Origin of the sequence: Curtobacterium sp. AB7, assembly GCF_044909335.1 — a bacterium.
Lineage (GTDB): Bacteria > Actinomycetota > Actinomycetes > Actinomycetales > Microbacteriaceae > Curtobacterium.
This window is the reverse complement of sequence record NZ_JBIYED010000006.1, coordinates 63,016-86,380: the sequence shown is the minus strand read 5'-3', so window position 1 is coordinate 86,380 and position 23,365 is coordinate 63,016. Positions and strand designations below refer to the sequence as shown.

Genomic DNA, 23,365 nt, shown 5'->3' with positions numbered 1-23,365 from the left:
GCCCGCTACTCGGTCGCCTCGGCCTCGGACAGCTCGCGCCGCCCGCGGTACGCCCGCGCCCGCAGCGTGACCACGATCGCCGACGCGACGATGGCGATGCCCGAGCCGACGAGCACGGCGAGCACACCCTCGTCGAGGACCTCTTCGTTCCGGGCGAACGCGAGCTCGTTCATGAGCAGCGAGACCGTGAAGCCGATCCCACCGAGCACCCCGACGGTGATGATCGAGAAGAACGACAACGACGACCGCCCGGGTGAGCGGAAGATCCGCGTGGCGACCGCGCCGAACAGCGTGATGCCGATGACCTTGCCGACCGGGAGCGCGATGACGACCGCCCAGAACGTGGGGGAGAGCTCGCCGATGCCGACCGACGGGATGACCACCGCGGCCGAGACGAACGCGAACACCGGCAGCACGATCGCGTTCGACCACGGCTCGACGTGCTCGTGCAGGGTGTGCCCCGGACGGCGGGGGAGCACGAGTCCGAGCGCGACGCCGGCGATCGTGGCGTGCACGCCGGAGTGGAAGACGAGCCACCAGGTGACGAGCCCGACGACGATCATGGCCACGATCACGAGCATCTGACCGCTGCGCCCTGGCCGGAGCATCCGGCCGAGCAGCCAGAACGCCGCGAGTGTGACGACGGCACCGGCGAGGGCCAGGAAGTCGGTGTCGTGCGCGAACACGACGGCGATGATGATGATGGCGATGAGGTCGTCGAGCACCGCGAGTGCGAGCAGGAACACCCGGATCCCGCTCGGCAGCCCGCGACCGAACATCGCCAGGACACCGAGGGCGAACGCGATGTCGGTCGCCGTCGGGATCGGCCAGCCGTGCGTGTACGGGGTACCCGCGGTCACCAGCAGGAACACCCCGGCCGGCACCAGCACGCCGCCGACCGCCGCGATCGCCGGCACGATCGCGGTCTTCGGGTTCGACAGCTCACCGTCGACGAGCTCCTGCTTCAGCTCGATCGCCACGAGCAGGAAGAAGACCGCCAGCAGACCGTCACTGACCCAGTGCGCGATCGACAGGTCGAGGCCGACGGTGCCCAGGCGCGGATGCGCGTCGAGCAGTCGTTCGAGGCCGGGGCCGACGGGCGAGTTCGCGACCACCAGGCCGAGCACGGCGGCGGTCAGGAGCGCGACGGCGCTGAAACGGGGGGAACGGACGAGGGACGACATGGATCTCCGTCTCGAGGGGTCGGGTGGTTGTCCGTCGACCAGGCTTCCCGACACACCACCACCAGCATACGTGGGTGAGACGATGGCGCGATGACCGCCGTACCGGACCTCGTGACCGTCGTCGACCGCCTGCTCGCCGAGGACGGAGGCTGCGTCTGGAACCGTGCGCAGACCCACGCCACGCTCGCGCGGTACGCGGTCGAGGAGTCCTACGAACTCGTCGACGCCATCGACGACGGCGACCCGGACGACGTCCGCGAGGAGCTCGGCGACGTCCTGTACCAAGTCGTCCTGCACGCCGGGATTGCCGAACGCGCGGGGCAGTTCACCCTCGAGGACGTCGCCGCCGGGGTCCGCGACAAGATGGTCCGTCGGCACCCGCACGTGTTCGGCGACGAGACCGCGGACACCGTCGACGACGTGGTCCGGGTGTGGCGCGCGGCGAAGGCCGCGGAGAAGTCGGCCCGGACGAGCGCCCTCGACGGCGTCCCGCGCGCGATGCCGCCGCTGGAGCGAGCCGTCAAGCTGCTGGAGCGCCTGGAGGAGCACGGTGCGGCCGTCGCGGCCGTCGCGTCGGTCGTGGCCGCCGACCGGGAGGCCCGCGGCACGTCCGCCACGTCGGCTGCGGCACCCGGGGCGGGGACCGCTCGGGCCTCGGTCGGGTCGCCGGCACCGGCACCGGAACCGGCACCGGCACCGGCCGATGGTGCGGGGGCGGTGGACCCGGCGTGGGGGATCGCGATGCTGGAAGAGGTCGCCGGAGCGGTGCGGGACGGGATCGACCCGGTCGCGAGTCTCCGTGCTGCGGTCGCTGCGCTCGAGGAGGCCGGCCGCGCCGCGGAGTGAGTGTGCCGGGAGTCGCGGAGTGCGTGCGCGGGGAGTCGCGGAGTGCGTGCGCGGGGAGCCGCCGCGTCGTGCGTGCGCGGGGAGCCGTCGCGTGCGTGCGTGCGCGGGAGAAGAGAAGGGCGCCCTCCTAACCCGAAAAAGGAGGGCGCCCGTGAGCGGGTGGGCACACCCCCAGGGAGAGGTGTGCACGCAGAACCCGCTCGAGTCGCGGGGCACACTGCAGCACGGTGCCCACGCGATCGGTCCGGAGAGTGGATCAGGCACGCTCCGAACCGAGGTACTGAATGCAGTATGCCAGTAGAGCGCATGCCGCGCAACTCGTTGATGCGTATCTGCCAGACTTGACGCCATGGCGACGACCGTGACGGCACCCCGTGGCATGCGCGACTTCCTCCCCGCGGACAAGGCCCGACGCGAGCACGTGCTCGGTGTCGTCCGCGACGTCTACTCCCGCCACGGGTTCGACGAGATCGAGACGCCCGTGGTCGAGGACGCTGCACGGCTGCACTCCGGGCTCGGCGGCGACAACGAGAAGCTGGCGTTCGCGGTCATGAAGCGCGGGCTCAGCACCGAGGACCTGCAGTCGGCCCAGGCGCCGCTCGACCTCGCCGACCTCGGCCTCCGATTCGACCTGACCGTGCCGCTCGCCCGCTTCTACGCCTCGCACCGTGCCGAGCTGCCCTCGGTGTTCCGGTCGGTGCAGATCGCGCCGGTCTGGCGCGCCGAGCGTCCGCAGAAGGGGCGCTACCGCCAGTTCGTGCAGTGCGACATCGACATCCTGGGGGAGCCCGGGCAGCTGGCCGAGATCGAGCTGATCCGTGCGACGACCGCAGCGCTCGACGCGCTCGGGGTGACCGGCACCACGATCCGCATCAACGACCGGCGGATCCTGCTGACCCTGCTGGCGTCGTGGGGCATCGCGGAGCCGACGGCCGCCGACCGCGCGCTCATCACGATCGACAAGCTCGACAAGATCGGCCCGGACGGCGTCGCCGCCGAGCTCCGCAGCACCGTCGGACAGGAGCTGCCGGGGCTCGAGGACACCATCCGTGCGCTCGAGGCCGCGGACTGGACCGCGGTCGACGGGGCTGCGTGGCTCGACGCCGAGGCGTTCTCCGACCTGCTGCGTCTGCGGGAAGCGCTGCCCGGGGTCGACCTGCGCTTCGACCCGACGCTCGTGCGCGGCATGGGCTACTACACCGGCACGATCTTCGAGGTCGCGCACCCCGACTTCGGCTACAGCCTGGGCGGCGGCGGTCGGTACGACGGCATGATCGGTCGGTTCCTCGGGCAGGACGTCCCCGCGGTCGGCTTCTCGCTGGGCTTCGAGCGCCTGGTCGACCTCGTGACACTCCCGGAGTCCGCCGAGTCGGACGCCGTGGTGCTCGTGTACGACAAGGACGTCGACCCGGTCCGGCTCGCGGCCCTCAAGACCGAGGCGCTCGGGTCGCACCGGCGCGTGCGGCTCGAACGACGCACCAAGAACACGAAGAACCTGCTCGCCGGTCTGGCCGCACAGGGGTTCTCCGCCTTCGCGACCGTCGGCGCCGACACGACGTCCCTCGAGGGTGTGGAGTTCCGCCCGCTCGACTGAGTCGTCCACACCGAGCGTCACGGTCGACGTCGTGTTCACCTCGGCTCGCTAGGATCGGTCCCGCAAACACCACAACCAATGTGTAGGGAGTACCCCGTGGCCCTGATCGATGCCGTAGGCGCACGCGAAGTCCTCGATTCCCGAGGCAACCCGACGGTCGAGGTCGAGGTCCTCCTCGACGACGGCGTCGTGTCCCGCGCGCTCGTCCCCTCCGGTGCCTCCACCGGCGCGTTCGAGGCGTACGAACTCCGCGACGGCGATGCCTCGCGCTACGGCGGCAAGGGCGTGCTCAAGGCCGTCGACGCCGTCCTCGACGAGATCGGCCCGGCGCTCGAGGGCTTCGACGCCACCGACCAGCGCCTCGTCGACGCTGCGCTCATCGAGCTCGACGGAACCGAGAACAAGTCCCGCCTCGGCGCGAACTCGATCCTCGGTGCCTCGCTCGCCGTGGCCCGTGCCGCCGCAGACTCGGCCGACCTGCCGCTGTTCCGCTACCTCGGCGGCCCGAACGCGCACACGCTGCCCGTTCCGCTGATGAACGTCGTCAACGGCGGTGCCCACGCGGACACCAACGTCGACATCCAGGAGTTCTTCCTCGTGCCCTACGGTGCCGAGTCGTTCTCCGAGGCGCTCCGTTGGGGCGTCGAGACCTACCACGCCCTCAAGGGCGAGCTGAAGAAGCAGGGCCTCGCGACCGGCCTCGGCGACGAGGGCGGCTTCGCGCCGGAGCTCGCGTCGAACCGTGCGGCGCTCGACTTCCTGCTGACCGCGATCGAGAAGGCCGGCTACACCCCGGGCAAGGACATCGCCGTCGGCCTCGACGTCGCGTCCACCGAGTTCTTCCACGACGGCAAGTACTCGTTCGAGGGCAAGCAGCTCTCGAGCCAGGAGTTCACCGCGTACTTCGCCGACCTCGTCGCGAACTACCCGCTCGTCACGATCGAGGACCCGCTGGCCGAGGACGACTGGGAAGGCTGGTCGCACCTGACCGCCGAGCTCGGCGACAAGGTCCAGATCGTCGGCGACGACCTGTTCGTCACCAACCCGAAGCGTCTGCAGCGGGGCATCGACGAGAAGGCCGCGAACTCGATCCTGGTGAAGGTCAACCAGATCGGCACGCTCACCGAGACCCTCGACGCGGTCTCGCTCGCGCACCGTCACGGCCTCACCTCGATCCTGTCGCACCGCTCCGGTGAGACCGAGGACACCACGATCGCGGACATCGCGGTCGCGGTCGACGGTGGTCAGATCAAGACCGGCGCCCCGGCCCGCTCGGACCGCGTCGCGAAGTACAACCAGCTGCTCCGCATCGAGGAAGAGCTCGGCGACGCCGCGGTGTACGCCGGCCGCTCGGCCTTCCCGCGCGCCAAGTCGCTGTAACCAGCTCGGCCAGCAGTACCGGCACCACCGAGACGCCGTCCTCTCCCGAGAGGACGGCGTCTCGTCGTGTGCGGGGCCTCGGCGAGTCGCTGCAAGGCCACCGAACGGCTCCGTGCCGGGGTCGGGACCTGCCGCGCGCGCTGCGTCGAGTGGTCACAAGTCGTCGGCTGGCCCGGGCTTGGCCGACAGGACGTGACCGCCGGACGCACGCCGGGCGGTGTGTCGTGACCACTCCGTGTGCAGTCCGGACGGTGCGGACCGCAGCCGCGCCTCCCGGCAGCATCGAGCGGACGACGCGAGTCGCTGAGAGGCCACCGAACGGCCGCGCGCCGGGCGCTCCCACCGCGTCGGTCGGGTTATCGTCGGGACGTGCCCAGCCAGAAGCCCCGCGTCCGCCGCGTCCCCGTGGCGATGCCCGACGGCAGCACGTCGGCGCAGCCGTGGTACCGCTCGATCCACTTCTCCGGGTTCAGCCTGCTGATGCTCGCGGTCATCGTGCTCTTCGTCGTGGTGCTCGCACCGTCACTCCGCACGCTCATCCAGCAGCAGGAGCAGATCGCTCAGCAGCAGCGTGAGGTCGCGAGCCAGAAGGCCGACGTCACGCAGAAGAAGAAGGACGTCGCCCGCTGGGACGACCCCGCGTACATCGAGGCGCAGGCGCGCGACCGCCTGCTCTACGTGTACCCGGGTGAGGAGAGCTACCTCGTGATGGGGGCCGAGGACCGTTCGGCCGAGACCACGCCGACCACGGACTCCGGCACGCCCGTCAGCACGAAGGTCCAGACGCCGAAGGTGGACTGGGTGCAGGCGATGCTGTCCTCGGTGCTGCAGTCCGGCCTCACCGACGAGACCGCCGCGGACCTCGTGGCCCCGGACGTCTCGGGTACCGGCGAGAGCAAGTAGCCCCGAGCCGGACCCGTCCGGCACGACGGTGCGCGGGGCGCCGGGTCTCCGGTAGGCTCACGTTCCCGTGACGACCCCTCCCTTCGACCCGCCCTCCGACCGCGACGTCCAGGTCGTGTCGGCGCAGCTCGGCCGACCGGCACGCGACGTCATCGGGATCGCGGCACGGTGCGTCTGTGGCAACCCCACGGTCGTCTCCACGAAGCCCCGACTGTCGAACGGCACCCCGTTCCCGACGTTCTACTACCTGTGCCACCCCGCGGCCACCGCCGCGGTCAGTACCCTCGAGGCCAACCAGGTGATGCCGGAGCTGGCAGCACTCCTCGAGGACGACACCACCGCGGCCGCGTACCTCGCGGCCCACGAGTCCTACCTGGCCGATCGCGAGTCGATCGAGCACGTCGACGAGATCGTCGGCATCAGCGCCGGTGGCATGCCCACCCGTGTGAAGTGCCTGCACGCCCTCGTCGGTCACGCCCTCGCCGCCGGACCCGGCGTCAACCCCATCGGCGACCTCGCGCTCGAGCGCGCGGACTGGTCGCCCTCCCGGTGTGAGTGCCGGGCGTATGATGACGGTGCAGACGCTGGAGTCGGGGCGGGTGGCGGCGAAGTCTGACTCGACTCCGAAACCCCCATCCAAGGAGATCATCCCCCGTGCCCAAGATCCTCGTCGTCGGCGGCGGTTACGCCGGTTTCTACACCGCATGGAAGCTCGAGAAGCACCTTCGCCAGGGCGAAGCCGAGGTCGTCATGGTGGACCCGCTGCCGTACATGACGTACCAGCCGTTCCTGCCCGAGGTCGCCGCCGGTTCGATCGAGCCGCGCCACGCGGTCGTCTCGCACCGCCGCCACCTCAAGAACACCCGCGTCGTCACCGCGAAGGTCACCAAGGTCGACCACGCGACGAAGACCGCCACGATCACCCCGGCCGAGGGCGAGGCGTGGGAGGAGTCCTACGACCAGATCGTCATGACCGCCGGCGCGGTGTCCCGCACGTTCCCGATCCCGGGTGTGGCTGACGAGGCCATCGGTCTCAAGACGATCGAGGAAGCCGCGGCGATCCGCGACAAGATCCTCACGAACTTCCACAAGGCGGCGAACCTGCCGGCCGGTCCTGAGCGTGACCGTCTGCTGACCGTCGTCGTCGTCGGTGGTGGCTTCGCCGGCATCGAGGTCTTCGCCGAGCTCCGCTCCTTCGTCACCGACCTGCTGAAGAGCTACCCGCAGCTCTCCTTCGACGAGACGCGCTTCCACCTGGTCGAGGCGATGGGCCGCATCATGCCGGAGGTGTCGCTCGAGACCTCGCACTGGGTGCTCAAGAACCTGGCGCAGCGCGGCGCGAACGTGCACCTCGAGACCCAGCTGGCCTCGGCCGTCGGTGGCGTCTGCGAGCTCAAGACGAGCGACGGCGCGATCGAGAAGATCGAGTCCGACCTCATCATCTGGACCGCCGGTGTCATGGCGAACCCGATGGTCAAGGGCACCGACTTCCCGCTCGAGCAGCGCGGTCGCATCCGCGTGCAGCCCGACCTGCGCGTCGTCGACGACAACGGCGTGATCGCGGACGCATGGGCCTGTGGCGACGTCGCAGCCGTGCCGGACCTCACCGGTGGTGGCGTCGGCGGCTTCTGCGTGCCGAACGCCCAGCACGCCGTCCGTCAGGCGAAGCAGCTCGCGAAGAACCTGGTCGCGACCATCCGTGGCGAGGCCACGACCGACTACAAGCACGAGAACCTCGGCGCCGTCGCGGGCCTCGGTCTCGGCATCGGCGTGTTCCAGTCCGGCAAGTTCGCCATGAAGGGCTTCCTGGCGTGGGGCGCGCACCGCGGCTACCACGGCATGGCGATGCCGTCGTGGGAGCGCAAGTGGCGCGTCATCGGCGACTGGGTCGGTGGCTTCTTCCTGGGCCGCGACATCGCGTCGCTCGACGACCGTGAGACCCCGCGCGCCGCGTTCGAGGCGTTCGCGTCCCGTCCGAAGCCCGCTGCCGAGGCCCCGGCAGCTCCGGCCGCTGCGCAGGCCCCGGCGGAGGGGCAGCCCGCCGGCGCCGCTGGCCCGGCGTACGGCGAGCCCGCCAAGGACGTCTCGAACGAGGCCGAGCCCGTGAAGGCCCCGGCCGACGCCAAGTAGTCCCAGCAGCAGTGCGCGAGAGGCGGTCACCCTTCGGGGTGGCCGCCTCTCGCGCATCGGTAGGCTGTTGCGGCCCGCCCCCGTGGCCCAATCGGTAGAGGCATGCGACTTAAAATCGCCGAGTTGTGGGTTCGAGTCCCACCGGGGGTACCACCGCGCGGCTCGCGAAAGCGACGTCGTGCCGCCAACTGTTCGCGGCACACTGTCGCCCTGGCGGGTACGACGGCGCATCTGTGCGCACATCTGTCGCTTTGACGCGTGCGAACCGTGCCCGTGCCCCCGCTCGAACTGGTCCGGTGGAAACCAGCTTAGGGTTGCCTAACCTAACTCCTGTCCATATGCTCAGTAAGTTAGGTAAGGCTACCCAAACTTGGAGACCACCCGAATGCACCTGTCCTCTCCTCGCGCCCGGCGTCTGGCCGCCGGCGCGACCGCCGGCGCGACCGCCGTCGCCCTCGGCGCGACGATCGCCGCAGCCGCCGCGCTCGGCGCCGCCCCCGCGAATGCCGCCTCCGCCGACGTCACCGACGCGTCGCTGTCCTGGAGCCTCAGCAACGAGGCCAACGCCGGCGCCTACTTCGGCGGCTGCAACTTCCTGTCCGCCGGGGTCGCCGGCAACTCGGGTGCCTCGGCTCCGTGGACCGCGACCAACCCGTCGCCCGGCTACGCCGCTTCGGCCGGCAACGTCTCGATCGCCTACCCGAAGACCGCGGGCGGCACCTCGACCCCGACCTTCGCCACGAAGTGCCAGGCCGGCGACGGCGCCACGGTCCGCCCGGGCACCACGACCGCCGGGGTCCTGACGCTCGCCGCGGGGACCGGCACCGTCGACGCCGCTGGCGGCACCGCGGACATCGCGTGGGACGGTGGCTTCACGGTCGCGTTCTACGGCGGCCTGACCTACTGGTCCGCCGAGGACCCGGAACTGCACGTCGCAGCGGACGGCACGGGTGAGCTCACCGCCACGGTCTCGGGCTACGCGGCCTCGCGCGACGGGGGCAGCTGGGCGCCGCTGACGCCGCGCACGGTGCACCTCGCCACCCTCACCGACGTCGACGTCACGAGCTCGGGCATCACCGTGAGCCCGGACTGGCAGGGCGTCGAGCCCGCGTCGGCGACGAGCCTGAACAAGACGAACGCCGACTGGGGCTCGTGGCCGGCGGACTTCGTCGACTTCCAGAACGAGACCGGTCAGAGCTCGTACTGGTACACGTCTGGCGCGAACGACGCCGCGGCCAAGAAGCCGCAGCCGATCTCGATCGCCTACACGGCGGCCGAGGCACCCACAGCCGAGCCGACCACCCCGGTGACGCCGGAGCCGACGACCGAGCCGAGCGAGCCCGGCACCCCGGAGCCGACGACCGAGCCGAGCGAGCCCGGCACCCCCGAGCCCACGACCGGCCCGACCACCCCGGCCCCGTCGATCAGCACCGGTGGCACCACCACCTTCACGGTCGGCGACTCGGTGCCGCTACGCGCCGAGGGCCTGCCGGCAGCGACGGAGTACTCGATCGTCCTGCACAGCGACCCCGTCGTCCTCGGCACGGTGACCACGGACGCCGACGGCGCCTTCGCGACCTCGGTCGTGATCCCCGCGGACACCCCGGCCGGCGCACACACCATCGCGGTGGAGTCCTCCGACGGCACCGCCGTGGTCTCGCTCGCCATCACGGTCTCCGCTGACGGCACCGTCGTCGTCGACCCGGTCGACACCACCACGGCGGTCACCACCGGCGCAGCCGTGAACACCGGAGGCACCGTCTCCGGCACCTCGGCCCTGCCGTGGATCGGGCTGTCGGCCGTCGGCGTCGTCGCCCTCGGCTCGGTCGCGTTCATCGCGTACCGCCGCCGCGTCACCCAGCAGGACTGACGCACCGGGATCCGCGGGGCGGTCGACCCCGCCACGCGGATCCCGGCACCCAGGTGTCGGACTGGGCCCACGCCGCCGGTTCCGGAGCGACGCGCCAGCGGCGCTCCGGCCGTGCCGGTGGGGGGGGGAGGCGCGCCTCCCGTCCGACACGTCCGTCACCACCCACGGAACCCATCGTGACCACCCCACGCACCACGCCCCGCAGGCGGCGGCCCCGCCGTCGCGGCACCGCGCTGCTCTGGACGATCGTCGTGCTCGCCGCGGCGGCCCTCGTCGTCGGCGTGGTCGGTGTGGTCACGGCGACCACCGGAGCGGCCTCGCCGACGGCGATCACCGGCACGTCGCTCGACGGCAAGCAGGTCACGCTCGACCCGGGCGAGTCGGGGACGGCGGCGTCTGCCTCGAACGCGGTCGCCGACACCGGCGTCCAGCTCGTGGTGCCGTCGGTCGGGCTCGACGTGCCGCTCGGCGAACTAAACGCCGTCGACGGGCAGATCACGCCGCCGGGGTTCAGCGAGGCCTACCGGGTCCGCAACCTGGGGGTACCGCTGGCGGACCGCGCCGACGGCACCGTGTTCGTCGTCATGCACTCGCTGCGGAACGGTGCGATCGGCCCGGGCAACCTCCTCATCGACGTCGGCGGGCAACGCTCCGAGGTCGCGGTCGGCAGCAGCGTCCGGATCGGCGACGCGCGGTGGACGGTGACCGGTTCCGAGCGGATCACGAAGGCGACCGTGGCCGCCGATGCCGACGTCTGGGCGGACGAGCCCGGCCGGCTCCTGCTCATCACGTGCCTGCAGCGGCCGGACGGTTCCGCCTCGGTCGACAACGTGGTCATCGAGGCCACGCTCGATCGCTAACATCGCCTGCGTGGTCGGACTCGGAAGCGCACTCGCGAACCTGCAGAACGCCCTCCGTCGGCCCGAGGCCCACGTCGAGGTCGTCGACGGCGAGACCGTCCCGGTCGGCATGCTCCTCGGCACGCTCGGTGCGCTGCTGCTCGACGCGGGCAGCTCCGTCACCGACGTCCGCTCGGCGCTCGAGAAGGCCCGCGACGCCGCCGGGGTCGGTCCGACCCTGGCGATCGGGGTGCTGCCGGCGCTCGTGATGGTGAGCGAGGTCTCGACCGGTGCGGCGACGATCGTGAACGCCGAGGGCGTCGAGCTGTCGTCGCGACAGGCTGCACGGGCGAACCGTGTCGTGCTCGGGTTGGAGAGCGGCTCCATCGCCCTCGCCGAGATCCCCGCGCGGGTCCGGGCCATCCGTGCCGGCACCGTCCCGCCGCCCGCACTGCCGTGGATCCTCGGCAACGCGCTGACCTCCGCCGGGCTCGCGGTCGTCTTCCGGTGCCCGTGGTGGGCGATCCTGCTCGCGCTCCTGGTCGGTGCGCTCGTCGGGGTCATCGGCCTGCTGCTCCGGCGCTTCCGCGAGGCCGTCGCGATCATCCCGTTCCTGGCCGCCTTCGTGTCGACGGCCATCGTCGGACTCGTCGCCGCGGGCGCCGGATTCGAGCAGGTCCCGCTGTTCGCCGTGTGCGCCCCGGTGGCGGTGTTCGTCCCCGGTGCCCTCATCACCAACGCCCTGCTCGAGCTGACCGCCGCCGACATCGTGACCGGGTCCTCGCGGCTGGTCCAGGGGCTCATCATGCTCAGCTTCATGGCGGCCGGTATCGCCTCGGGCAGCGCGCTGACCGGGCTGCACGTCGACCCGTCCTCAGCGGCGCTCGTCGGCGAGGTCGCCGGCGTCGGCACGGACCTCGCCGGGTGGGAGTCCGTGCCGTCCTACTGGGTGTCCTGGGTCGCCGTGGTGGTCCTGGCGGTCGGCCTCGGCCTGGTGTTCCGCTCGGGCTGGCGGCTGACGCTCGTGTCGGTGGCGGTCATGGTCACCGCCTACGCCCTGGTGAGCGGGACGACGCCGGTGTGGGGGAGCGTCGTCGCGACCGGTGCGACGGCGGCGCTGCTGTTCGTCGCGACCCGGTTGCTCGAGCGGCTCGTGCCGGCGATCCCGGCGACGGTGTCGTTCTTCCCGGCGTTCCTGCTGCTCGTCCCCGGGACCGTCGGGCTGGTGGCGGTGGCCACGTTCGACGCCGAGTCCCTCGCGACACCCCTGGCGACCTTCGTCAGCCTGTGCATCGGGACGAAGATCGGCGGGCTGCTGCCGGGCCTGTTCGCCCGGAACGCGCCGAGCCACTCGTAGCGCCGGGTGACCGGGGGAGTACCTGGCCGGATCGGGCGTACCTGGTCGGAAGTTTCGACCAGGTACGCCCGATCCCGCAAAGCACCGCGCGCGGGGTGGGCGCGACCGACGGCCGGACGGGAGGTGCGGGGCGGGGCCGCCACGGGCCTCCCGTCCGACGCCGCGCACGTGCCGGGCCCGCTACGGCTCGAGTAGTCGGCCCGCCGCCTGGTCCTCCGCTGCCGTCGACTTGGCGAGGTAGTGCACCTTCTTGCCCGTCGCGTTGTAGGGCAGCTCGTCGACGAACCGGTACCGCCGCGGCCGCTTGTAGCGCGCGAGCCCCGGGTGCGAGCCCGTCCACTCCTCGAGCACGGCGGCAGCTGCGGCGTCGTCGTCCGGCAGCCGTCCCGCGGTACGGACCACGTACGCCGTGACGACCTCGCCCCAGCGGTCGTCCGGGATCCCGACGACGATCGAGTCGGCGACGCCCGGGTGCTCCTGCAGGGCGGCCTCGACCTGGACGGGGTGCACGTTCTCGCCGCCGGAGATGATCATGTCGTCCTTGCGGCCGACGATCGTCACGCGTTCGTGCTCGTCCCACGTCGCGAGGTCGCCGGGGTAGAACCAGCCGTTCGCGAACTTCTCCGCCTCGAGCCCCGGGTTGCGGTACGAGTAGCCGGACTTCACGGTCCGGACCGCGAACTCGCCGATCTCGGAGCCGTCCTTCGGCACGGTGTCGCTCGGGTCGGCCAGGCGGTCCTCGTACACGCGCACCACGGCGACGTCGTCGTCCGTCGATGCACGGCCGGTGGAGCCGGCGCCGTCGGGGAAGTCCTCGGGACGCAGGAACGTGTTCCAGAAGGTCTCGGTCGTGCCGTAGCCGTTGAAGATCCGCGGGGACAGGAGCTCCTGGTAGCGGAGTGCGGCGGCGCGGTCGAGCGGTGCACCCATCGTGACGATGCCGTGCAGCGACGACAGGTCGCGGGGCCGCCCTTCCTGCGCGTTCGCGAGCTGCACCAGGTTCGGCGGCGCACCGATCAGGAACGTCAGCCGCTCGGACTCGACCAGGTCGAGCACCCGCTCGGCGTCGAAGTGCCGAAGGGTGGTGAGCTCGGCGCCGACGTAGAACACCGGGTTCGGGCCGCCCGAGTACAGGCCGCCGCGGTGGAACAGCGGCGACATGTTGAGCGTCTTGTCGAAGGGGCTGAGCGGGAAGTGCATCACGACGTCGTGGGCGCTGAGCACCTCGACCAGGCTCGGCAGGGGCACCGGCTTCGGGCGCCCGGTGGTGCCGGAGGTGTAGAGCCGGGTGGTCTCGTCGTAGGTGCTGCGGGGTTCGGTCGCCGCGAGTTCAGCGGGTGTGACGCGGTCGGCGGCGAGGAGCGCGGTGAACGCGACGCGCGCGTCGTGTGCTGCGTGGTCGTCGTGCGCGTCGCGGTCCGGGTGCGCGGCATGGCTGTCGCCACCGACGACGACCACGTGGTCGGGACGGTGCGGCGCGGTCTCGAGCGCTCGGGCGATGTCGTCGCCGCGCGCGGCGTCGTGCACCAGCACCACCGGCGCGGAGTCCTCGATGATGAAGGCGACCTCGTCGGGCGCGAGCCGGAAGTTCGTCGGCGAGAACACCGCGCCGATGCGGTGGCACGCCAGGTAGAGCATCGCGAACTCCGGCGAGTTGAACAGCTCGACCATCACGACCGAACCGCGACCGACTCCGTGCCGGACGAGCCAGCCGCCGATGTGGTCGACGACGTCCCCGAGTTCCGCGTAGGTCCACGACCGACCCGTGTCCGGGTCACGCAGCGCGGGCCGGTCCGCGAAGCGGTGGGTGTTCCGCGCGAAGCCGTTCGCGTACGTGTAGCTGCCCTCGAACACCTCGCGGAACCGCGTCGGGTCGTAGTCGGATCGGGTCTCGGTCATCATCGCTCCCTGGGCGGTCGAACGGCGCGTCACGCACCGATCGTCACTGTATCCGCCGCGCGGGGACGGCGGACGGGAGGCCCGGTGCGGGTCAGACGGCGGTGTCCGGTCGCGTGGTGCGCGCCCAGAACCAGGCCCCGATCGCGCCCGCCACGCAGGCCGCGCCGACCGCGCCGAGCAGCACCGGCGACGCGTGGGTCCCCGAGGGACCCGAGTAGACCGCGGCGGTGAGCGCGACCGCGACGACCGCCAGTGCCACGTACCGGCCGCGCGAGGCCGCGAGGAGCGCACTGCCGGCGGAACCCGCGAAGGGCAGCAGCGTCGCCACGACGGCACCGACCCCGCCGACGCACAGGGTGATGGCGAACTCCGACGTCAACGCGGACCAGAAGCCCCCGCCCGCGGTCAGGCTGTGGAGCACCCACCCCGCGGTCGCGAGTCCGAGCAGCGCGACCGTCCGCCAGGTCGCGTTCCGGGCACCGGCAGCGATCCCGGAGCCGAGGCGCAGTGCGGCGGTGTCCAGGTCGGGGCGTGCCGACGGCACGAGCACCACCCCGACGATCAGGGCGGGGGAGAGGTCTGCGGCCCGCGTGATCCCGCACGCCACGAGCGCCGCGAGCACCAGCCACGGGGACACCCGGAAGCCCACCGCACGGTGGTCGGGCCCCGCTGCCCACCGGGTCACGAGCACCACGGCTGCCGTGAGCACCGCGGTGCCGAGCAGCACGGCGATGGCGAGGCGGACGTAGCGGGCCTCGAGCGAGACGCCCACGCCGAGCAGCGTGCACAGCGCGGCGACGGTCACTGCGACCGTGATCGACACCCACGTCGGCAGCACGTCGTCGGACCCGGAGCGGTCCGAGCGCGAGCGGTTCCGCCCGAGCAGTCCGGCGAAGGGGGAGCGGATGCGCCCGCGGGCAGCGGCGGCGACGAGCGCGAGGGGTGCGGCGATCAGCAGGAGGAACCCAGCGGCGACGGCCGTGGCGATCAGGACGGTCCGCCACGAGAACGCGGCCTGGATCGTCGGAACGGTGCGGTCGTAGGCGGTCGCGGCGGTCCAGTCGCCCGCGGGACCCGACCAGTCGATGTGGCTGCCGCCGGAGCCCGCGGCCCCGGGTGTGCTCGTGCCGGTCGGCTCGGTGCCGTCACCGGCCGCTGCCGCTGATCCCGGTCCGTCGTCGCCGGTGCCGCCTGCGTTCCCGGTTCCGGTGCCGGCCGGGGTCCCCGTGTCGCCGGGGCTCTGGCCGTCACCAGGTGCGGTCGTGGTGCCGTTGGTGCCGGTGCCGGTGCCGGTGCCGGTGCCGTTGGTCGGCGCGTCCCCGCCGGTGCCGGGGGTGCCGTTCGGCGTGCCCGAGGTCGACCACGCCGTGACCTGCACGGCGGCGGACGACCGCGAGTAGTTGCCGGCGGCGTCGTGCTGCGTCGCGGTGAGGTCGTGTGCACCGGCCCGCAACTGCGAACCCGCGGTGGAACAGGACCAGGAACCGTTCGCAGCGACCTCGGCCCGGCAGACCGGTGCGCGGTCGACGTAGACGGTCACGTCGGCTCCGGGCTCGCCGGTGCCGCGGACGACCGTGGCGCGCGGACCGACGCGGTCGCCGTCGTCCGGTGAAGTGATCCGCGGGGCTGCCGGCGCGGTGCGGTCGACCGTGATGCGGACCGGGGCCGAGGACGCGCTGCGCAGGTCGGAGCGGTAGCCGCGCGCGGTGCTCGCGGTCTGCGACGCGGTCACCGTGACGGTCGCGTCGGACCGCAGCACGAGCGAGGTCGTCCACCGCCCGTCCGGACCGACCGGCGCGGACTGCTGCGTCGACGAGCCGGAGACCGACAGCACCACGGTGGAACCGGGGAAGCCCGTGCCGGAGAGCGCGCCGCTGGTCGGGTGGTCGGACGCGACGGTCGGCGGCACGATGACGTCGGACGCCGGGGCGCTCGCGGGCGGCTGGCTCGGTGCGGTGACGTCCCGCACCGTGAAGACCTGCTGCGGACCCGACCGCACCGTACCGAGGCACGCCCACGAACCGTTCGCCTGCACCTGGGCCGAGCACCCGGCCGAGCCGGGCGTCGCGGGCCCCGTGACGCCGACGACGTGCCCCGGGGTGCCGGTGCCGTGGAACCGGGCGGTGCTGCTCGTCACGTCCCCCGGGTCGGCGATGGTCGGTGCGACGGGCGGTCGCCCGGTGGACGCGGGCGGGGGCGTGGGAGTTCCGGGGCGGCCGCTGCTCGGCGGTCCCACGAGTTCGCTCGGTGCGGGGGTCGCGGTGCTGGCAGCACTGACGCGTTCGGTGCTCGCGGTGTTCGACTGCTCTGGGCTCGCGGCACCGGCGAACGCGGGTCCGGCTGCCGCCGCCAGCAGCGCCGCGGCGAGGACCGCGGTGGCCGAGGCGAGCGCGACGAACCGGGTACGACGACGGGGGCCGTCGCCCCCGACGGCCCGGTCGTCCACGTTGTCCCCTCGCGTGCTCACCGACTCCATCCCACGCGATGTGGGCCGCTGGGTCAATACACCTCGCGGATGATGTCCCGCATCCGGTCGTGTTCCCCCCGCCGTCCGAACGCCAGGTGTGCGGGACTCGGGAATCGCCCGTGAACCCAGACGGTCGACGCGAGCACTGCGGACGCGTCGGTAGACTTCACGACGGCCGTTCAGGCCACGCAGCACCGCGGATCCGAACGCGAGAAGGAGCACCCACGCATGGACACCGGACTCGTCACGACGCTGATCGTCGTCGGAGTGGTGGTGGTGATCCTGGTCATCATCGGGATCTACCTCTGGGTGACGTACAACTCGCTCGTCACGCTCAAGGTCCGCGTGGACGAGGCCTGGAGCGACATCTCGGTGCAGCTGAAGCGGCGTGCCGACCTGATCCCGACCATCGTCGACACGGTCAAGGGGTACGCCACGCACGAGAAGGCCGTCTTCGACGACGTCACCAAGGCGCGCTCCGAGACCCTGACGGCCGGTGACGCCGGCACGGCCTCCGCGGCCGAGGGGCACATGCAGAAGGCGCTGAAGAGCGTGTTCGCGGTCGCCGAGGGGTACCCGCAGCTGCAGTCGAGCCAGAACTTCCTGCAGCTGCAGACGGAGCTCGTCGACACCGAGGACAAGATCCAGTCCGCCCGGCGCTTCTACAACGGCGGCGTGCGCGAGCTGAACACGAAGATCCGGGTCTTCCCGAACTCCACGTTCGCCAAGCGACGGGGCTTCGCCGAGGCGACGTTCTTCGAGACCGCCGAGCCGGCAGCCATCGCCGAGCCGCCGCGCGTCCAGTTCTGACCCCAGCTTCGCAGCTGCCGTGTACAGCGCCATCGCGCGGAACAAGCGCAACACCGTCGTCATCGTCCTGGTCTTCCTGCTGATCATCGGCGCGCTCGGGTTCCTGGGCGGCTACCTTGCCGGGAACGTCTCGATCGGCGTCATCGTGCTCGCGGTCGCCCTGGGCTACGCGGTGCTGCAGTACTTCTTCGCCGCTCGGCAGGCGACCGCCATCGCCGGTGGCATCGAGATCGACCGCACCTCCGAACCACGGCTCTGGCGGACGGTCGAGAACCTCGCGATCTCGACCGGCATGCCGATGCCCCGGGTCTACGTCATCCAGGACCCGTCGCCGAACGCCTTCGCCACCGGGCGCGACCCGGAGCACGCCGTGGTCGCGGCGACGACCGGGCTGCTGCAGATCATGGACGACCAGGAGCTCCAGGGCGTGATGGCCCACGAACTCGGGCACGTCCGCAACTACGACATCCGGGTGTCGACGATGGTGTTCGGGCTGGTGGTCGCCGTCGGCCTGATCGCCGACGTGCTCCTGCGCATCTCGATCTTCAGCGGCCTGTCCGGCGGTCGGAACCGCAACTCGGACAACGGCGGCGGCGCGAACCCGGTGCTGCTCATCGCCGGCATCGTGGCCGTCGTCGTGGCGCCGATCGCCGCGGCGGGCGTGCAGGCCGCGGTGTCCCGGCAGCGCGAGTACCTCGCCGACGCCACCGGTGCGATGACGACCCGCCACCCCGAAGGCCTCGCCCGGGCGCTCGAGAAGCTCGGCGCGTACGGCCGACCGATGCAGACGCAGAACTCGTCGATGGCCCACCTGTGGATCGCCGACCCGATGCGCCCCGGTGTGATGGACCGGCTGTTCTCGACGCACCCGCCGCTGCCGGACCGCATCGCACGGTTGCGGGCGAACGCCGACCGTTTCTGACGCCCGGTCAGGCCTCGACGACGTCGAGTTGCTCCGTGGGTTCCGGGGCATCGGCGTCGTCGACGGCTTCGTGCGGGACCAGCGAGAGGCCGAGCGCCCCGGCGACCGCGGCCGCAGCCGTGCCCCGATCGGTGACCTCGAGCTCGTCGAGTCCCTGCCAGGCGGCGGTGCGTCGGAGGGTCTCGGCCAGCCGCTCGGCATCGAGGTGCTCGCCGGGCTCCTGCCACGCGGTCCGGACCCGCAGCACGCCACGCTGCCGATCGCTCTTCAGGTCGACCCGGCCGACGAGGCGGTCGTCCTGCAGCACGGGCAGCACGTAGTACCCGAACACCCGCTTCGGCGCCGGTGTGTAGATCTCGATCCGGTAGTGGAACCCGTACATCCGCTCCGCCCGCCGGCGGAACCACACGACCGGGTCGAACGGGCTGAGCACTGCGTCGGCGGTCAGCTGTCGGGGCACCCGGGCATCGGGATGGAGCCAGGCCCGCTCACCCCAGCCCTCGACCCGCACGGGCAGGAGCTCGCCGGCAGCGGTGAGCTCCGCGATGGCGCCGGCGGTGTCGTCCGATCGCAGTCGGTAGTAGTCGGCGATGTCCGCCCGGGTGCCGACGCCGAGGGCGCGGGTGGCGTGCCGGACGAGTTCGAGCACTGCGGCGGCGCGCGGTGGGGCCGTCTCGAGGAACCCGGCCGGCAGGACCTGCTCGGGCAGGGCGTACACGCGCTCGAAGCCCGACCGTCCGGCGCTCACGGCCTCGCCCCAACGGAACATCTGCTCGAGCCCGAGTTTCACGTCGCTCCAGCCCCACCACGGCCCCCGGCGCACGTTCGACTCGTGCTCGACCGCGCTGGCCCGCATCGGCCCCTCGGCACGCAGGAGCGCGTGCAGCTCGCGTCGGACCCCGGCGGTGCGGGTGACGCCGTCGATCCGGGTCGGACCGGCGTCGCGCTCCCGCAGGGCGTCCATCCGCCAGCGGAACAGCCGCAGGTCGTCGCGCGGGATGAGAGCGGCCTCGTGCGCCCAGTACTCGGTGTAGGGCCCGGACCGGCCGAGGGTCAGACGGTCGAGCGTGGACCGGTCGTACGCCCCCAGCCGTGCGAAGAGCGGCAGGTAGTGGCTGCGCTCGAACACGTTCACCGAGTCGATCTGCAGCAGCCCGAGTCGGGCGAACGCTGCGTTCACCGCACGCGTCGAGACGTCCGTCGCCGGTGGCCGACCGAACCCCTGCGCGGCGAGGGCGACGCGGCGGGCTTCGGCGGCGGAGAGCGAGGACCTGACCATGCGGCGACGCTACCGAACCCCGCCGACAGCGCGGCGACGGAACGTATGCCGTATCTGGAACGCGACGCCGAGCGCATCGATAGGATCGGCCCATGGCCTGGGGAAAGAAGACACCGCACACGGATCCCGTCGTCGTCGATGACGCGGTGCCGCCCGGCATGCGGATCGCCGGTGCGTGGTCGTGGCGGATCCTCGTCGTGGTCGGCGTCGTCGCCGTGGTCATCTACCTGGTGACGCTCTTCAGCGAGATCCTCATCCCGTTCCTCATCGGCATCGTGGTCGCCGCGCTCCTGGTCCCGCTGTCGAACTGGATGCAGCGCCACCACGTGCCGAAGTGGGTCGCCGTCATCGTCAGTCTCGTCGGGGGGCTCGCCGCCGTCGGGGCGCTCATCTGGCTCGTCGTCGACCAGATCGCCGCCGCCTACCCGTCGCTCCGTGACCGCACGCTGTCGCAGTACGACAACATCCGCGACTTCGTCCTCAGCTCCGGGCTCGGCATCAGCCAGAAGGACCTCAACTCCTACCTCAACCAGGCGACCGACTGGCTGCAGAGCAACTCCGGCTCGATCCTGTCCGGGGTGGCCAGCGCGGGGTCGTCGCTGACGCACATCCTCACGGGCCTGTTCATCGTCATCTTCACGGTGATCTTCCTGCTCATCGACGGCAAGAACGTCTGGCGCTGGACGGTCCGGCTGTTCCCGAAGAACGCCCGCAGCGCGATCGACGGCGCGGGTGTCGCCGGTTGGACGACGTTGACGAGCTTCATCCGGGTGCAGATCTTCGTCGCGTTCGTCGACGCCGTCGGCATCGGCATCGGCGCCGCGATCCTGCAGCTGCCCCTCGTCGTGCCGATCGCCGTGTTCGTCTTCCTCGGGTCGTTCATCCCGGTCGTCGGTGCGATCGTCACCGGGTTCCTGGCGGTGTTCGTCGCCCTGGTGTTCAACGGCTGGGTGGCGGCGGTCTGGATGCTCGTCGTCATCCTCATCGTCCAGCAGGTCGAGGGACACATCCTGCAGCCGCTCGTCATGGGCAGCGCCGTCAAGGTGCACCCGCTCGCCGTCGTCCTCGGGGTCACTGCGGCGTCGGGGCTCGCGGGCATCGCGGGCGCGTTCTTCGCCGTCCCGCTCATCGCCACCGTCAACTCCATGGTCACGACCATCTCGAGCGGCCGGTGGAAGACGATGGACTCCGACCACGTGCGCGAGGCCAAGCAGGACGCGCACGACGAGAACGTCCGGAGCAAGCGCCGGCGCAAGATCCTCAAGTTGCGCAAGCGCCGTGGCGACGTCCCGAAGCCGGGCACCGACGAGCAGCCGACCGCGGTCAAGGGAACGGCAGGCTGACGCTGAACGATCCCTCGTGTCACGGGTTCGCCGCGGACGCCCGGAACGACGATGATGGGGGAGTGACCGACACCAGCGCCTCCCAGCACACGCTCGCCGCGATCCCCACCCTCGCGGACATCGAGACGGCGCGGGAGACCATCTCGGGCGTCGCGCGCGTCACCCCGATGGAGACCTCGCAGTTCCTGGCCGAACTGCTCGGGTCGCCCGTGCACCTGAAGTGCGAGAACCTGCAGCGCACCGGTGCCTACAAGGTCCGCGGCGCGTACAACCGCCTGTCGACCCTGTCCGAGGAACAGCGCGCCAAGGGCGTCGTCGCGGCCAGCGCCGGCAACCACGCCCAGGGCGTCGCCCTGGCCGCCCGCGAGCTCGGTATCCCGGCGACGATCTTCACCCCGGTCGGAGTCGCGCTGCCGAAGCTGCAGGCCACCCGCCACTACGGCGCCGAGGTCGTCCTGCGGGGCCACTCGGTGGAAGAAGCCCTGAGCGCCGCGAAGGACTTCGCCGCGCACACCGGAGCGGTCTTCATCCCGCCGTTCGACCACCCCGCCGTCATCGCCGGCCAGGGGACCCTCGGCCTCGAGATCATCGACCAGGTACCCGACGTGGACACCGTCGTCGTGCCGATCGGCGGCGGCGGGGTCATCTCCGGCATCGCCCTCGCCGTCAAGGGCATGGCCGAGCGGCTCGGACGACCGATCAAGGTCATCGGGGTGCAGGCGGAGAACGCCGCTGCCTACCCGTCGTCGATCCGCGCCGGCGAGCCCGTCACGATCACGACGACACCGACGATCGCCGACGGCATCGCGGTCGCCCGCCCCGGCGACCTGAACTTCCCGATCATCCGCGACCTGGTCGACGACATCGTCACGGTCTCCGACGACGACACCGCCCGCGCCCTGCTTGTGCTGCTCGAGCGCGCGAAGCTCGTGGTCGAGGCCGCCGGCGCCGTCGGCGTCGCCGCGATCATGTCGGGCGCCGTCCGCGACACCGGGCGCACCGTCGTGCTGCTGAGCGGCGGCAACATCGACCCGCTCATGATGGAGCGCGTGATCACCCGCGGTCTGGTCGCCGCGTCGCGCTACATCGGCATCCGCATCATGCTGCCGGACCGTCCGGGCCAGCTCGCCCGGGTCGCCCAGGTGATCTCGGACGCCGGCGCGAACGTGGTCGAGGTCCTGCACACCCGCCACGGACAGGGCCTGGTCATCAACGAGGTGGCGCTCGACCTGTCGATCGAGGCGCGCGGCCCCGAGCACGCGCAGGAGGTCATCCAGCGCCTGCACGAGGTCGGCTTCCGCCCGGAGCTCCTCGAGCACTAGTCCTGCGACGATCCACGAGTCCTTCGACGCGTGTCCCGTCGCATCCGTGGTGCGCCCCGGCGGGCGGGGCCGTGGACGCGACCGACAGACGGACAGGAGGCCCGTGGCGGTGTCGCCCCGGGCCTCCTGTCCGTCTGTGGTGCTGCCTACGGCTCGTAGCGCTCGATCTTGACGACCTCGACCGCGATCTCCTTGCCGTTCGGCGCCGTGTAGGTGGCCGTGTCGCCGGCCTTGAGGCCGACGATCGCCGCGCCGACGGGGCTGACCGGGCTGTAGACCGTCAGGTCGGAGCCCTCGGCGACGATCTCGCGGCTGCCGACCAGGAACGTCGACTCGTCGCCCGCGATGACCGCGGTGACGACGGTGCCGGGCTCGACCGTGCCGTCGAAGACGGCTTCGCTGACGGTCGCGTGCTTGAGGAGGTTCGTGAGGACGCGGATGCGCGCCTCGATCTTGCCCTGCTCGTCCTTGGCGGCGTGGTAGCCGCCGTTCTCCTTGAGGTCGCCCTCTTCGCGAGCGGCCTCGATGCGGCGCGCGATCTCGGCACGGCCCTCGCCGCTCAGCTCGTCGAGCTCCGCCTGGAGACGGTCGTGCGCCTCCTGGGTCAGCCAGGTGACCTGCGTGTCGTTGCTCATCTTCTGTCCCTTCGACCATGAAAAACGAGACCGGCCGAGTGGTCGGTCTCGAGAGGCGAATCAGGACAGTCTAGGGAATCCAGCAGTCGTGGATCAAGCCGGTGACGCCACGGGTCGTGGTCGTCACCTCGGTGCTGACACTGCGGGTGCGCTGCTCGGACGGGGCGAGGGTGATCTCCTTCCAGCCCACGATCGAGTAGCTCTTGTCGAGGACCTGGACGGCGCACTTCGCCCGGACCCCCGGGTCGACGGAGACCTGCGAGTGCACGACCGTGCTGTGCTGGGAGAGGACCTCGTACCCCACGACGTCGTCGGTCAGGCCGCGGTCGGATTGGTCGAGACCCGCCCAGATCACCCAGGCGGCGAAGACCACGACCACGGCGATGGCGGCGGTGATCGCGACGGCCTTGCTGCGGCGCGCGCGGGCCGGGGTGCGGCCGTAGCGGTCGTCGAGGGTGGCGGTGTGGTGCTGTTCGGACAGTTCGGGGCTCCCGGGGTGATTATCCTGATCCCAGGGTAGTTCACGCGTCGCTGTGCACTTCCCGTCCTCGCTCGTCCTCCGCTCGCCCACGCTCACCCACGTGA

At 71.6% G+C, this 23,365-nt stretch carries 19 protein-coding genes and 1 tRNA gene; 14 read left to right on the top strand and 6 right to left on the bottom strand.

Annotated features, from left to right (window positions below; genetic code table 11):
• Positions 1 to 5: 5 nt before the first annotated feature.
• On the bottom strand, positions 6 to 1,184 hold the full coding sequence (gene nhaA, locus ABH929_RS13560; protein WP_404561603.1) for a Na+/H+ antiporter NhaA: 1,179 nt from the start codon (positions 1,182 to 1,184) through the stop codon (positions 6 to 8).
• A gap of 90 nt (positions 1,185 to 1,274) precedes the next feature.
• Between nhaA and ABH929_RS13555 the strand changes: the two genes are divergently transcribed.
• The 10 genes from ABH929_RS13555 to ABH929_RS13510 all read left to right on the top strand — a co-directional run bounded on the left by ABH929_RS13555 (position 1,275) and on the right by ABH929_RS13510 (position 12,103).
• A complete protein-coding gene (locus tag ABH929_RS13555; protein ID WP_404561602.1) occupies positions 1,275 to 2,030 on the top strand; it encodes a MazG family protein in 756 nt (251 codons plus the stop codon).
• Between the two features lie 349 nt (positions 2,031 to 2,379).
• Positions 2,380 to 3,624: a histidine--tRNA ligase gene (hisS, locus tag ABH929_RS13550; RefSeq protein ID WP_404561601.1), complete on the top strand. Its 1,245-nt coding sequence runs from the start codon at positions 2,380 to 2,382 to the stop codon at positions 3,622 to 3,624.
• Between the two features lie 96 nt (positions 3,625 to 3,720).
• Positions 3,721 to 5,004, top strand: a complete 1,284-nt coding sequence (gene eno, locus ABH929_RS13545; RefSeq protein WP_131845281.1) for a phosphopyruvate hydratase — start codon at positions 3,721 to 3,723, stop codon at positions 5,002 to 5,004.
• A gap of 369 nt (positions 5,005 to 5,373) precedes the next feature.
• The gene (locus ABH929_RS13540; protein WP_404561600.1) at positions 5,374 to 5,907 is read left to right on the top strand and encodes a septum formation initiator family protein; all 534 of its coding nucleotides are present in this window, start codon (positions 5,374 to 5,376) and stop codon (positions 5,905 to 5,907) included.
• A gap of 67 nt (positions 5,908 to 5,974) precedes the next feature.
• Entirely contained in the window at positions 5,975 to 6,523 is a 549-nt protein-coding gene (locus ABH929_RS13535) for a DUF501 domain-containing protein (protein ID WP_111084823.1), read from the top strand.
• Between the two features lie 38 nt (positions 6,524 to 6,561).
• Positions 6,562 to 8,037, top strand: coding sequence for an FAD-dependent oxidoreductase (locus ABH929_RS13530; RefSeq protein ID WP_263089483.1), 1,476 nt, complete (start codon positions 6,562 to 6,564; stop codon positions 8,035 to 8,037).
• 76 nt (positions 8,038 to 8,113) lie between these two features.
• Positions 8,114 to 8,190 (top strand) — tRNA-Leu (locus ABH929_RS13525).
• A 217-nt stretch (positions 8,191 to 8,407) separates the two neighbouring features.
• Positions 8,408 to 9,907 carry a hypothetical protein gene (locus ABH929_RS13520; RefSeq protein ID WP_404561599.1) on the top strand — a complete coding sequence of 500 codons (1,500 nt, stop codon included), beginning with the start codon at positions 8,408 to 8,410 and terminating at the stop codon, positions 9,905 to 9,907.
• A gap of 176 nt (positions 9,908 to 10,083) precedes the next feature.
• Entirely contained in the window at positions 10,084 to 10,767 is a 684-nt protein-coding gene (locus ABH929_RS13515) for a class F sortase (protein WP_404561598.1), read from the top strand.
• Positions 10,768 to 10,777: 10 nt separating this feature from the next.
• Positions 10,778 to 12,103, top strand: a complete 1,326-nt coding sequence (locus ABH929_RS13510) for a threonine/serine exporter family protein (protein WP_404561597.1) — start codon at positions 10,778 to 10,780, stop codon at positions 12,101 to 12,103.
• Between the two features lie 180 nt (positions 12,104 to 12,283).
• Here ABH929_RS13510 and ABH929_RS13505 read toward each other — a convergent pair whose 3' ends face one another.
• Together ABH929_RS13505 and ABH929_RS13500 are read right to left on the bottom strand one after the other, a co-directional pair.
• Entirely contained in the window at positions 12,284 to 14,002 is a 1,719-nt protein-coding gene (locus tag ABH929_RS13505; protein WP_404561596.1) for a class I adenylate-forming enzyme family protein, read from the bottom strand.
• A gap of 91 nt (positions 14,003 to 14,093) precedes the next feature.
• The gene (locus ABH929_RS13500; RefSeq protein ID WP_404561595.1) at positions 14,094 to 16,469 is read right to left on the bottom strand and encodes an Ig-like domain-containing protein; all 2,376 of its coding nucleotides are present in this window, start codon (positions 16,467 to 16,469) and stop codon (positions 14,094 to 14,096) included.
• Between the two features lie 228 nt (positions 16,470 to 16,697).
• On the opposite strand from ABH929_RS13500, the gene ABH929_RS13495 reads away from it, so the two are divergent.
• Positions 16,698 to 17,279, top strand: a complete 582-nt coding sequence (locus ABH929_RS13495) for a LemA family protein (protein WP_111084820.1) — start codon at positions 16,698 to 16,700, stop codon at positions 17,277 to 17,279.
• Positions 17,280 to 17,298: 19 nt separating this feature from the next.
• Complete coding sequence (locus ABH929_RS13490; protein ID WP_111084819.1) at positions 17,299 to 18,201, top strand: M48 family metalloprotease; 903 nt, start codon at positions 17,299 to 17,301, stop codon at positions 18,199 to 18,201.
• A 7-nt stretch (positions 18,202 to 18,208) separates the two neighbouring features.
• Here ABH929_RS13490 and ABH929_RS13485 read toward each other — a convergent pair whose 3' ends face one another.
• Complete coding sequence (locus ABH929_RS13485) at positions 18,209 to 19,480, bottom strand: winged helix-turn-helix domain-containing protein (RefSeq protein ID WP_404561594.1); 1,272 nt, start codon at positions 19,478 to 19,480, stop codon at positions 18,209 to 18,211.
• A gap of 92 nt (positions 19,481 to 19,572) precedes the next feature.
• Between ABH929_RS13485 and ABH929_RS13480 the strand changes: the two genes are divergently transcribed.
• Positions 19,573 to 20,823 (top strand): AI-2E family transporter, encoded by a 1,251-nt coding sequence (locus tag ABH929_RS13480; RefSeq protein WP_263089476.1) that lies wholly within the window; start codon positions 19,573 to 19,575, stop codon positions 20,821 to 20,823.
• A gap of 62 nt (positions 20,824 to 20,885) precedes the next feature.
• Positions 20,886 to 22,145, top strand: a complete 1,260-nt coding sequence (ilvA, locus tag ABH929_RS13475; protein ID WP_131845291.1) for a threonine ammonia-lyase — start codon at positions 20,886 to 20,888, stop codon at positions 22,143 to 22,145.
• A gap of 146 nt (positions 22,146 to 22,291) precedes the next feature.
• On the opposite strand, the gene greA is transcribed toward ilvA, so the two are convergent.
• Together greA and ABH929_RS13465 are read right to left on the bottom strand one after the other, a co-directional pair.
• The gene (gene greA, locus ABH929_RS13470) at positions 22,292 to 22,780 is read right to left on the bottom strand and encodes a transcription elongation factor GreA (RefSeq protein ID WP_263089475.1); all 489 of its coding nucleotides are present in this window, start codon (positions 22,778 to 22,780) and stop codon (positions 22,292 to 22,294) included.
• Positions 22,781 to 22,850: 70 nt separating this feature from the next.
• Positions 22,851 to 23,351, bottom strand: coding sequence for a DUF4307 domain-containing protein (locus tag ABH929_RS13465; protein WP_159574203.1), 501 nt, complete (start codon positions 23,349 to 23,351; stop codon positions 22,851 to 22,853).
• Between the last annotated feature and the right edge of the window lie 14 nt (positions 23,352 to 23,365).

Coding starts and splice junctions, on each gene's coding strand:
- nhaA (WP_404561603.1), bottom strand. CDS start 1,184: ATGTCGTCCCTCGTCCGTTCCCCCCGTTTCAGCGCCGTCGCGCTCCTG.
- ABH929_RS13555 (WP_404561602.1), top strand. CDS start 1,275: ATGACCGCCGTACCGGACCTCGTGACCGTCGTCGACCGCCTGCTCGCC.
- hisS (WP_404561601.1), top strand. CDS start 2,380: ATGGCGACGACCGTGACGGCACCCCGTGGCATGCGCGACTTCCTCCCC.
- ABH929_RS13505 (WP_404561596.1), bottom strand. CDS start 14,002: ATGACCGAGACCCGATCCGACTACGACCCGACGCGGTTCCGCGAGGTG.
- ABH929_RS13495 (WP_111084820.1), top strand. CDS start 16,698: ATGGACACCGGACTCGTCACGACGCTGATCGTCGTCGGAGTGGTGGTG.
- ABH929_RS13485 (WP_404561594.1), bottom strand. CDS start 19,480: ATGGTCAGGTCCTCGCTCTCCGCCGCCGAAGCCCGCCGCGTCGCCCTC.
- ABH929_RS13480 (WP_263089476.1), top strand. CDS start 19,573: ATGGCCTGGGGAAAGAAGACACCGCACACGGATCCCGTCGTCGTCGAT.
- greA (WP_263089475.1), bottom strand. CDS start 22,780: ATGAGCAACGACACGCAGGTCACCTGGCTGACCCAGGAGGCGCACGAC.